This window comes from Comamonas sp. GW821-FHT11H03 (assembly GCF_058807955.1).
Genome location: NZ_JBXARF010000006.1, coordinates 352,602 through 364,468 on the forward strand (window position 1 = coordinate 352,602; position 11,867 = coordinate 364,468).

The window sequence follows — 11,867 nt, forward strand, 5'->3', positions numbered from 1 at the left end:
CGTTTGCGACTGCCTGCGGGTAAGTCAGGAGAATGCTACTAATATAGAAGCTATTACCGCAATCAAACACTTACTTTCAATATTAAAAACATTCAAATTTCAATGTTCACATGCGCCAATTGCTATCTTTTAAATAGCAAATCAACCATCCACAAACGGTGTTCTGGGTCATTAAAGTCGTAAACACAGGCCGAGCATCCACGCGCCTTCCAGAGCATCACTTGCGCAGCCCTGTCGAACTAAAGGCGTAAACACCCTCCAGAGTCAATCAAAGCAATCACCGACAAGAAGCCACATTCGCGAATCTTTTTCATGTTGATGCCTTCCAGGTGGTTCGCTGTCAAGAATTTGATGGTGCCAACCTCCCGGATAGCTGTCCGCAGTGTCAGCGGTTGATTCGCTCTCGGCCAGAGACTGCGCCAAGCGCGATCGGCGTCTCGCAGATGGACGGTCCGCTCAGGATGGAGTGAACGGAGGTGTGCTCAGCCAAACTGCTTGCCGATCTCGTGCAAGCTATCGCCAGCTTTTCAGCAACACCACACCCGTACTTTCTGAACTTCTGTGTAGTGACCCCCCGCCCTTGCTTCATGCCTCAGTCGTTGCATTGCATTGATCAGTTGAACCCACAATGCAAGGCGGTTTGGAAGATCGTGCTGAAATCCTGAATGTGAGCAACCAAAGTAACGCTCAACTGTGCGCGAGACAAGCGACTCCCCTGACAGAAAGTGCTGCCGACTCAGCAAACTGAATAACGTTTCCCCTGGCAACCAATGCAGCAGCTGCTCATCTGAGAAAAAGTCTTGGGTTGTAGACACTGCTGCAATCTACAACCATGCCATTGCTATGTGAAGCCTGTGCACAACCATCAATCAAGACTTCTGCTTTTCAGGCAGAGTTGCGGATTCCGGTTGAATTGACCGCCTGTACCGGTCGCGGCTGACCAGCCTGCTGGTGGCACAGCTCTGCCACTGGCAGTCCAGACTCCGCTTCTCGCAGGAAGCCAATGATCTGTTCTTCTGTAAATCTCTTTTTCACGTCCAATCACCTGTCTTCGGGATTGGACTCCAGAGTCAGACGCTACTCATATCCGGGGGGACGTCGAGCGTCAATGCGGTTGCGGCCCGTGAGCGTTGGACTGGACGGATTCCGCCTGCCTTTGCAAGTATCCGATGGATTGATGAGTGGTCGCAATCAAAGAGTTTGCCGATCTCATGCAATGTCCAGCCTTGCTTCCAGCGCACCCACATCAGCGCCTTCTGGCTGTCCGAATAGTAAATTATGGGTCGCAGTTTCATTTGCAACACTCCTGCCGCCTATGCGGTGGTTAGTGTGTTGCAACGACCGGTTGAATCCGTCGCCATGAGCAGTCATTCCATCATTAGTCATTGCAGCCATCCGGAGAGACCTTTGGATGCAATTACATCAGACTGACAGGTAGCTAGGAAAAGCTGGTCGATGCACACTTGCGCTGCTATGCGTGTGCGACTCTGCGGGCTGGCAGTTCCAGCGTGAAGCACGCCCCTTTGTCCGCGCCATCGCTAAACGCAGACAGCGCGCCCCCCATCTCCTGGGCCGCAATGACCGCGCTGTGCAGGCCAAAGCCATGCCCGTCAGGTTTCGTAGTGAAGCCGTGGGAAAAGATACGTTTCATGTGCTGGGTCGTGATGCCGACGCCATCGTCCGCCACACTGATTCGCAGGAGGTCATCCACCAACCCGACCGACAGCTTCACGGTATGAGGGCGGTTTGTGATGCCCCCATAGGCCTGCTTGGAGTTGCTGATCAGGTTGACCAGGATCTGCATAATGCGGCCGCGGTCCAGCAATAGCTCTGGGGTGACGGCATAGTCCTTTGAGACCGTGATGCGGTGGCGCGAGAGCGAGTCAGCGCTGATGCGCAGCGCGTCGTCCACAAGCTCCTCGGGGTGAACAGCCACCGTCACGCTGCCGGCGCCTGCGTAGGCCTGCTGCATCGCGATAACGTCCTTGATGTGCTCCACGCTGCGCGCTAGGCCGCCGAGCTCCTGCAGCATGTCCTTGCGCTCCGAGTCCAGCGTTGCAGCGAGTTGCGCAAGGTAGCCGGGCAATATCTTGCCCCGAGGGTCTTCGCTCATGAAGGTACCGAGCCGATCTTCGTGCTCCTTGAGCAATTGCGCCGCACGGGCTACACCAGCTTGTTTGGAGACCCTGGCCTTGTCAATAGTGATCTGGGTCGACACATTAAGGCTATTTAGCACATTGCCTACGTTATGCAGGACATTGGTGGCGATTTCTGCCATTCCAGCCTGCCGGGCTGATGCGGCCACGACGACATGAGCCTCCTCCAGTTCGCGAGTCCGTTCGAGAACCCGATGTTCCAGCCCCTCGTTCATGGTCAGCAGCGCGCGGTTAACCCGGTTAACCTCGGCATGAACGCGCACCACATGCACGACGGCATAGATACATAGCGCAATCAGCAATGCGGAGAAGCCGAGCATGTACAGGCGGTACTGCCGCACATGCTCCGTGGTGCGCCTTTGTTCTTCGTTCAGCGTGGTCGTGATCTCATCGAAGTACTTGTTGGTGGGGACGGCAACGATCTGCTCCAGCAGATCGTTCACGGTGATCTGCTCCTGAAGCAGGGTATGCACTAGGTCTACAAAGCTGGTCAGCCGTGCGCGCTGGGCCGGTGGCAGAAGCTGGGACTCCTCGCTGGACAGCAGGTCTGTGAAGTCAGCACTCAGCGCCAAGGCCTGTGTGGATGATATGCCCTGTCCGAAGGACGTGATACGGTCGTAGAGCCGCTTGGTTTCCGCCCGCATGCTGGCGGAGGCAGCAACCGGAGCGGCAGTGCTGTCGGACAGCGCAGTCTGCAGTTTCTGCATCGCGATCGGCAGGCCCTCCATGGCATCGCGCAGCCTCGTGTGACTTTCCGTGAATTGCCCGATCAGAGTGGACCTACTTTGCACGGCGACCTGTAGGGCAGTGCTGGAGGCCTCCAGCAGGGGCCAGCTGTCCTCACCCATGCGCTTTAGTTGGGCCTGCAACACCTGAAGGTGGTCCTGGACCTTACGCTGGGCCTCGCCGAAATTGTCGTAGCTCTGCACAATGCCGACCTGGGTCTTGAGGACTTCCAGTACCCACTCATCGTCTAGCTGCCTAGTCTGGGCGAGGACTGCTGAGCTCTCGAAATAGTTGTCGCCCCCACTGCCACGCGTTTGAGCCAGTAGGATCCCGAAGATAGCCAATAGAACCAACACCAAAGCCGAGATGCGCCACTTTGGCGACCTCCAAAGTGCAGCACTGCGCACTGGTGCCGGTCCGACCCGGTGCGAAGCGGTGAGATCGGAGGCCTGGGGCAGGACTGAGGCGTTCACGCAACCTCCGGAGCAGTGGCGTCCTGAGTTTGGCTGATCGGCAGCGTGACACGGAACGTAGTGCCCTGGTTGATTTCGCTGCGCACGTCGATGCGACCATGGTGGCGCTTTACTATGCCGTAACTTATGGAGAGCCCCAGTCCCGTGCCGTGGCCTACGGGCTTAGTGGTGAAGAACGGGTCGAAGATGCGGTGGAGCATGTCGGACGGGATGCCCTTGCCCGTGTCGGCCACCTCAAACCATGCCTCGGCATCGTTCGCGCCCGTACGGATAGTCAGCGTTCCGCGCTCGGGCCCCATGGCATGGGCCGCGTTCACCACCAAGTTCATGACCACCTGATTAATCTGCGCGGGCAGACATTGGATCAGGGGGAGTGAGCCATAGTCCTTGACCACGTCTGCCGTGTTCTTGATCTCGGACGCTGCGATGTTGATGGAGGAGTCGATGCCCTGGTGCAGGTCTGCGTCGATCCAGTCCTGCCTGAAATCGGCCCGGGAGAAGTCCTTGAGGTCCTGCACGATCTGGCGAATACGGAGCGTCCCATCCAGCGATTCCCGCAGCAGGATGGGAATATCCTCGGCCAAGTAGTCGAGGTCTGCGGCCTTTCGCTGCGCAGCCAGATCAGCGGACAAAGTGAGAGACCCGAGGCTGGACTCCGCCGCCTTGTAGGCATCAATAAGGCGCAGCAGACTCTCGGTATAGCGCTGCAGCGTGCCTAGGTTCGACATCACAAATCCAACGGGATTGTTGATCTCGTGGGCAATGCCTGCCACGAGCTGCCCCAGCGCGGACATCTTCTCCGTTTGTACCAGTTGTGCTTCAAGCTGCTTACGTTCCCTGATTTCTGCGTGGAGTGCGATATTGGCAGTCTCCAGATCGTGCGTACGCTCCTGGACCGTGCGTTCCAACTGCTCAGTGTGGCGAGCAGCCTGTTGGACCAAATGCCATTTTTCCGTCAGTGCCGAGGCGAGCTGGCGCACCTCGATGGGGTCGAACGGTTTCTTGAGGATCAGCAGGCGGTCTTTGGCATCGAGCCGCTCCAGGATCTCCGCCCACGAGTGGTCCGAATAGGCCGTGCACACCACCACTTGCAACTGCGGGTCCTGCGCCCAGAGCCGCTCAATGGTCTCGATACCGTCCCAGCCTGGCGGCATGCGCATGTCTACGAAGGCAAGAGCGTACGGAGTACCAGCCTCCTGGGCTCGAATGAGTAGCGCGAGCGCCTCCTGCCCTTGATAGGCGGAGTCCAGTACGAAGCTGGGCTCGGATGAGGGGGCTGTGTCGCCAAACAGCACGGCTTCGGCGGCATCCAGTTCCGGCGAAGATGTGTCCCGCAGCAGCACTTTGCGGTAGTCCTCGTGGATTGAAGGCATGTCGTCCACAAGCAAAATACGCTGATTCTTCATGGTGTCGATTCCTTTGCCGCAGTGGCTACATGCCTCTGGGGGGCAGAACCTCGCCCTGTGGGCCTAGTTCGATGTGAGTGATGCCCGGTTCCAGCGCCTCCAGGCGCCGACGTTCTGCCTCCGCCCCGCCTATTTCACCGGACTGCACGCGGGCGATGTCAACCAGTTCGCGCTCCTGCTGTTCAGCTTCAGCCTTGGCGAGCGCCTGCCGAAACTGCTGGATTAACTCGCGGTCCACCCAGGGCTTGATGAGGTAGCGGAAGACCTCAACCTCGTTGAGCGCATGCACGATGGTGCTGGAATCCGAAGAGGCGCTCAGGATCATGCGAATAGCATGGGGTTGGATGGTGCGCACAAGGCCCAGGAACTCGCTGCCAGTCATGAGCGGCATGCGGAAATCGGAGACCACTACGTCGAAAGTGCTCTCGCGTAGCCGGTGCAGTGCAGCTTCGGGATCCACCATGGTTTCAATGGTGACCTCCGACTGAAGGGATGAACGCAGGGCACGTTGGAGCGCGCTCAGCACGCTGGCATCGTCGTCAAGAAGCAGGATGCGTTGTGGCATGAAGTCCTCAAGAAGCTCGGATGGGAAGTTGAATCGGCACCTCTTCGTGTGCTGCACGCAGTTGGATGCGTCGGATCAGCTCGGCCGACAGGATACGCCCGGCCGCCAGGAGTACCAGCCCCTCCCTGGACAAGAAGTCTTGAGCAAGGGTCATGCCTGGCCGCAGATCCGCTGGCGAGGTGGGAATTGGAGGGGGCTCAGGGATGGGGGCTGCATTCAGCAGCAACTGCAAGAAGGCGTCCACAACCTCGGGGTCGAACTGCTTGCCTCGACCATGCGCAATCAAAGAGCGTGCATCCGAAGGACTGAGGGGGCTGCTGCTTAAATGCCCGATCTGGAGGTCATCGTAGGTATCCACAACGGCCAGAATCCGAGCACCGATCGGAATGGCCTCTGCTCTGAGCCCGTCGGGGTAGCCACTGCCATCGAAGTGCTCATGATGGCAGCGCACCAGGGTCGCGACAGCATGGGCGTCGTCAATGGCCAGGAGCAATTGCTCCCCCTGGCTGGTGTGCTGCTGGTACTTGCCGAGTTCCTCAGGACTAAGCCGCGGTACGGGCCTGCCCAGCATGCCGTCAGGCAGGGTGATGTGCCCTATGTCGTGGATCAAGGCAGCAATGAAAGCGTCCTGCTGGTCGGATTCGCTCAGTCCCATGACTTTTGCCGTGCGGCGGGTCAGATCCGCCACGCGGCGTGAATGACCTGCCAGCGGCCCGCCGCGCCATTCAAGCAAGTTAGAGAACATGCGAATGCAGGACACGTAGCTCTTCTTGAGTTTTTGGTGGGCCTCTGAAAGCTCAGCAGTGCGTTCAAGAACCTTGTGCTCCAAAGTTGCATTCAACTGGGCCAAATCTTTGTTCTGTGCATGCGTCACCGCTTCGAGCCGTTCCTTCTCGCGCTGAAGGGTCTGGTAGTCGGAGATCTGCTGCACCACGGTCAGCAGTTCCTGGTCGTTCCACGGCTTGGTGAGGTAGCGGTAGACATGGGCAGCATTGATCGCAGCGATGGTGGACTGCAGATCGGCGTAGCCGGTCAGCAACACCCGGGCGACTGAGGGCCAGCGGTCGCGTACCCGGGCGAGTAACTGCGCACCATCCATGCCGGGCATGCGCATGTCAGAAATGACCAGATCGATGGATTCGGACTCCAGCAAGGCCAGCGCCTCCTCGCCGCTGCCCGCCACATGCACAGCATGGCCTGCACCTCGTAGCAGCCTCCGCAGTGCCGCAGCGAGATGCGGCTCGTCATCCACGCACAGAATGTGCGCCGGCGATGGAAGAATCTCTACGGGTACTGTCTCGGCAACGGTCATCCTTATCTTCCTTTTGCGGTGAATGGGATTCGGAGGCACCAAGGCCAGCATCTAAAAATGGCTAGCGAAGGCCTTTTCAATCCGAGACGTCAATATTATTTATGCTTTCGTCACATGTAATAGGCAGCACTACCATCCATAAATAATGATCATGACGGAGAGATGCAGACAGGTTGATTTATGCGCCACGGTGAGTAGTGCGTCGTTGCATGGGATCTCTCAAAACCGCAATGAATGCAAATATACATTCTCTGGCGAACGAGTGGTAACTCGACCTCTTTCTTTGGCATCGTGCACTGACCCCATACTGCGAATATTGATGTACCTAGGTGGAATCCATCGCCTTGCTGAAGTAATGCCCGTATGCCTTTGTCTCAGGGCCCGTGAAACGTAGAAAACCCTTGCCGCGCCTCAGCCAGATTTCCCGATTACAGGGGCGGGGCATGGATTTTCTGAAACTCTGTATGAATGGAAGAAATTTTATCGATTAGCAGAATGCGGCACTTGGTAGACTTGTCCGTACATTACCTCGATTCAGGAAAAGGGAGAATCAAGGTAAACGTGGCTCCCGCCCCTGAACCTGCGCTTTCAGCCATAAGCGTCCCTCCCATCTCACGAGCTGCGTTGACTGCACTGTGCAACCCAAATCCATGACCATCTTTCTTCGTGGTGAATCCATGCGCGAAGATACGGGTTAGGTTTTCAGGTGCGATACCTATGCCGTTGTCCGCCACACGCACACGCAAGTGCCGATCATCCGCTAGGCCGACGTTGAGCGCTAGTCGACGCTCTCGGTCTACAACGCCGTCCATGGCTTGCTTGGCATTGCCGATGAGATTTACCAGGATTTGCAGAATCCGGGCTTTGTCCAAGGGAAGTTCGGGCACCTGCGCATAGGTCTTCTCGACCGACACATGGTGGCGGGTCAAGGACTCAGCATGCATGTGTAAAGCGTCCTCCACCAGCGTCTGGATCTGTGTTGGTTCGGTCAAGCTAGACATGCCAGCATAGGCCTGCTGGGTCGCAATGATCATCTTGACATGCTCCACACTCTGCGACAGCGAGCCAAGTTCATCGATAGCACTGCGCTGCTCGGCCACCAACAAATCCGCCACCTGGCTCAGGTAGCCTGGCAGTACCTTTCCCTTTTTATCGGTCGTCAAGAAACTGCCCAAATCCTCCTGGTGCTCTTTCATCAATCCCATAGCCCGCGTGAGCCCTTGCACTTTGGATGAGCGAATTCGCGAAGTCAGTACATCGACCGACACATTGATACTGTTGAGCACATTGCCTACGTTGTGCAGGACGTTAGTCGCGATTTCAGCCATGCCGGCATGGCGCGCTGTCATCACTAATTCGTTCTGAGCTTGGCGCAACTCCTGGGTACGATCCTGCACCCGTTGCTCCAAATTCTCATTGGCGCTGGATAGCTGCCGATTGACCCGGTTAATCACGGTATGGCTGTGAACCAAGCGCGCCGCCACATAAAGGAACAGGGCGATAAGCAATGCTGAAAAGGCTAATAGGTAGGCGCGGTACTGCGCGCTTTGCACCGCAACGTGCTGCTGCTCGGCATTCAGCACATTGCCCAATTGGTCGATGCGCCCCGCGGTGGGCACGCCGGCGATGCGACTGAGAAGTTCATTGACGCCCTGTTGCTCACGCAGGATGGTTTGGACATGCGTCCCGAACACCTCCACCCTTTCCTGCAAACCCGGTGGAAGCGATATTTTTTCGGCATCTAGCTGATCCAGCCTGGCCTGGATTTCGTTCCTTCTTTCATTCGACGCAGCTTGACTAAAAAGCACGCTTGCCAGCAGCAGCTTGTTAACCGTGCCAAGCACAAGATGGCTTTTATTCGACACGTTTGGGCTGCCTCCCTCCATGGATTGGACGACGTCCTCGGCGGCCGTAGGCAGAAAAGCGAGTGAGTTGCGCAGCACCGAGTTGCTCGATTTGAAGCGTTCAATCAATGCCGACTTTTCCTGGAACACCTGACGCAATTGGGCGCTTTCCCTTACCAGGGCGGCCTCCTCTTCATGTCGCTGGACCTGGATATCCGCGTCCAGCTCGTCCAATAGGCTATTCATTTCTGTGAGCAAATTCGTCAGCGGGTCGTAGTGGGTATTGATCCCGATCTTGGACTTCAACACATCCGACTCCCACTGGGCATCCAGTTGCTTCAAATGCCTCAGCAGCGCAACGTTCGCGGAGTATTCGGCCTGACCCCAATGCTGCGTCTTCGCATAGAGGAACGCCAAAACGGCCATCAAGACAATGGCCATTGCTGCTACCAGCCAGCGGTTCAACTGCGTCAGCCAGTTCATGGACGCACCTCTAGCTCACCCGTCAGTGTGTGGAGGAACTTGATGATCAACTCCTTGTCCTCTTTCGAGGCAACGCGCCCCAACTGGTAGCGAAACATGACATCGACCGCCTCCTCCAACGTCTTGGCCGACGCATCGTGGAAATACGGAGCAGTCAACGCTACGTTGCGCAAGCTGGGAACCTTGAATACATACTTGTCACTCTCGATTTTGGTGACGAGATAGCGCCCCAGATCGGCCTGCGTCAGATTGCCACGCTTCTTGAAGTAATCACCCATGACACCAAACTTCTGAAACATGTTGCCACCGACATTCACCCCCTGGTGGCAGGCTACACAGCCATATTGCTTGAACCTGCCATATCCCATCTTCTCCTCGGCAGATATGGCACGCTCATCTCCTCGGAGATATTTGTCAAACCGAGAGTTTGGTGTAATCAAGGTGCGCTCGAACGTAGCAATAGCATTCTGGATATTCGCCTTCGTCACACCGTCTTTGTAGGCGACAGAAAATGCTGCCTTGTACTTAGAATCATTTGATATTTTTTTTACGACATCGTCCCATGTCGACCCCATTTCCACGGGGCTTAACAGTACATGGTCAACTTGACCCTCCAGCGAATCAGTACGACCATTCCAGAACTGCCGGAAATTGAGGGCAGCATTCAGCACTGTTGGAGCATTCACGTCGGTCAAACTCCCGTTCAAGCCAACGGAACGATCACGCCCATCCACTCCTCCTTTGGCAATGTCATGGCAACTGGCACAGGAGACCCTTCCGTTGGAGGACAGGCGTGGCTCGTGGAATAGAAGACGCCCGATCTCGACATGAGCCGGATCCTGCTTCAGCGTTAATGGAATGGGTTGAATCGGCTCATCCAACAAGGCCGCAGGCACCGGTCCACCGACCGCAACCAACAGACTCCCCACGACTAGGCGTAACACGACCCGTACATCCCAAGAAATAGGATAGATATTCATGGCAGATTCCTTTCACAGTAACCTTAGGCTCGATCACACTGCGATGTTTTGAACTAGGCCGCAGCATTCCACTCCATGCGCTCACTAGCCCCTGAGGCACCATCCGATCTAGTCCTGAAATGTCCGGAATGTGGGGGCAACGTCAAAATCTATTAGTCACAGCACACTCAATGGCGCATTTCGGCAAGTAAGCAATCCAGTGCCTGCAAATACCGGGATTGGAGAGTCTTTACCTAGTCTAGACAGACTGAACTAGAGATCCCCGCGAGGCCGCTGCCGTGCACATGATCAATCAAGATATCACGCCATATCTTGGGATCTGAGGTCAATGTCGTGAGCAAGGACGTCAGATGCATAGTGATGATTTCTTGATTAACTCCCGCACATGCCTGTGGCTCCGGAAAGATGGCAAGAGTTAGTTGAGGATGTTTTTTGACAACATCGTAATCCGAATGAGCGCGTTTGCCGACAGGTTGCTATGGGCCGGCGCCACCAGCTCGCTGCTTGCGAGAGCTGCCGTTAAGTTAGTCTGACGCGCAACGATGCTGCAAATTTCCGGTTTGAGACGTACAACGAGCGTCTGGCATCGGTTGCATCGACTAGTTGAATCCACAACCCAGAGCAGCCCGTCCTATTACGAGATCTACAAGCGAAAACTATTCGCCAGAAGCAATCAGGCGACGAATCTTGTCCGCTTTTTCAAAGTGATCAAGCCCATGCTGCTTAATCCACCACTCAGCAGCCTCCATCAGTAGCTCTGGATCATCATTTTTATTGGCGAAGAAAGCGTAAAACGATAGACCTACGGCGTCCCCTTTCTTCAAAATTTTCTCATCGCAGATGGCGATTGCCTTGGCTCTTAAGCTCGATCTCATATCAATTGCACCTGAATTTTTCACAAAATAGCTTGTATATAGAGGCTAGCGCTGCCGTCTCCATGCCTCTGTCTTTTGTAAGGCGCGGCTAACCGAAATACTCAATAACTCAACGTCGGCTTCTCGCCGAAATGATGATTTCCTTGCTACGCCAGGAAGCTGACATTCATAAGGCTGTGGCAGCAGAGCATAGCTGGTCGCTCAGGCGAACTGAAGCCCGCCTACTCGAGAGCGCATCCTATGTGCCCCATCAACTCAATACGAGACCATCATGGGTAATACCGCTCATCACGAGCCGTGGGACAAGGGCAAGATCGTCGGGCAGAAGGCCCCGTTCAAGCTCAAGGACATATGGGCGCTGCGCGTAAGGCTTCAGATGGAAGACCGGGTGCGCGAGCTTGCTCTCTTCAACTTGGGCATCTATAGCAAGTTGTGAGGATGCAACCTCGTCGCCCTTATGGTTCGGGATGTATGCCACGGCGACCAGGTGGCATCGCGCGCTGTCGTCATGCAACACAAGACTCAGCGCCCAGTGCAGTTCGAGATCACGCAGGCTGCCCGTGACGCCTTGCAAGCGTGGATCAAGCAGGCTGGGCTGAAATCAGAGGACTTCCTGTTTCCAAGCAGGTTGCACCAATCGCCACATCTGGGGACACGGCAGTACGCCCGAACTCTCGGTCACTGGGTTGACGAGCTAGGCCTGGACCGTATGGAGTACGGGACACACTCGATGCGGAGGACTAAGGCGACACTGATCTACCGCCGCACCAAGAACCTGCGCGCTGTCCAGCTGCTGCTCGGCCACTCGAAGTTGGAGTCAACAGTGAGGCACCTGGGTATTGAAGTCGACGATGCCCTCGAAATCTCTGAACAGACGGAGATTTGAAGTTGCCGCTGGCGGCCACCCAGGAAACTGAGTCAGGGTGCCGTCCTCAACGGCTGCAATGCAGCGCTGGGCCAAACTGGTACTTTCGGCTGTGGATTCAACCGATGGATGCAACACATTCGTTAAACATCTCAGCCGGGGTTCTGTACCCCAAGGTCTTC

At 56.1% G+C, this 11,867-nt stretch carries 7 protein-coding genes and 3 pseudogenes; 1 reads left to right on the plus strand and 9 read right to left on the minus strand.

The genetic code is table 11. From position 1 onward, the window contains the following. Positions 1-948: 948 nt before the first annotated feature. The 9 genes and pseudogenes from AC1RTQ_RS15855 to AC1RTQ_RS15895 form a co-directional block, all read right to left on the minus strand. Positions 949-1,035 (minus strand): annotated as a pseudogene (locus tag AC1RTQ_RS15855) (transposase); the annotation flags it as partial. A 65-nt stretch (positions 1,036-1,100) separates the two neighbouring features. Next, positions 1,101-1,295 (minus strand): annotated as a pseudogene (locus AC1RTQ_RS15860) (IS30 family transposase); the annotation flags it as partial. A gap of 176 nt (positions 1,296-1,471) precedes the next feature. After that, positions 1,472-3,355, minus strand: a complete 1,884-nt coding sequence (locus AC1RTQ_RS15865; protein WP_492877090.1) for a DAHL domain-containing protein — start codon at positions 3,353-3,355, stop codon at positions 1,472-1,474. After that, complete coding sequence (locus AC1RTQ_RS15870; protein WP_492877092.1) at positions 3,352-4,761, minus strand: ATP-binding protein; 1,410 nt, start codon at positions 4,759-4,761, stop codon at positions 3,352-3,354. The genes AC1RTQ_RS15865 and AC1RTQ_RS15870 overlap by 4 nt, the downstream gene beginning before the upstream one ends. 25 nt (positions 4,762-4,786) lie before the next feature. Then, positions 4,787-5,326 (minus strand): response regulator, encoded by a 540-nt coding sequence (locus tag AC1RTQ_RS15875; RefSeq protein WP_492877094.1) that lies wholly within the window; start codon positions 5,324-5,326, stop codon positions 4,787-4,789. A gap of 7 nt (positions 5,327-5,333) precedes the next feature. Continuing rightward, entirely contained in the window at positions 5,334-6,638 is a 1,305-nt protein-coding gene (gene nosR, locus AC1RTQ_RS15880) for a response regulator c-di-GMP phosphodiesterase, NosR family (protein WP_492877096.1), read from the minus strand. A gap of 524 nt (positions 6,639-7,162) precedes the next feature. Then, the gene (locus AC1RTQ_RS15885) at positions 7,163-8,965 is read right to left on the minus strand and encodes a DAHL domain-containing protein (protein WP_492877098.1); all 1,803 of its coding nucleotides are present in this window, start codon (positions 8,963-8,965) and stop codon (positions 7,163-7,165) included. Continuing rightward, positions 8,962-9,945, minus strand: coding sequence for a cytochrome-c peroxidase (locus AC1RTQ_RS15890; RefSeq protein ID WP_492877100.1), 984 nt, complete (start codon positions 9,943-9,945; stop codon positions 8,962-8,964). The genes AC1RTQ_RS15885 and AC1RTQ_RS15890 overlap by 4 nt, the downstream gene beginning before the upstream one ends. 656 nt (positions 9,946-10,601) lie before the next feature. Next, positions 10,602-10,844, minus strand: coding sequence for a DUF6500 family protein (locus AC1RTQ_RS15895; protein WP_492877102.1), 243 nt, complete (start codon positions 10,842-10,844; stop codon positions 10,602-10,604). A 247-nt stretch (positions 10,845-11,091) separates the two neighbouring features. On the opposite strand from AC1RTQ_RS15895, the pseudogene AC1RTQ_RS15900 reads away from it, so the two are divergent. Next, positions 11,092-11,706 (plus strand): annotated as a pseudogene (locus AC1RTQ_RS15900) (tyrosine-type recombinase/integrase). The last annotated feature ends 161 nt before the right edge of the window (positions 11,707-11,867 follow it).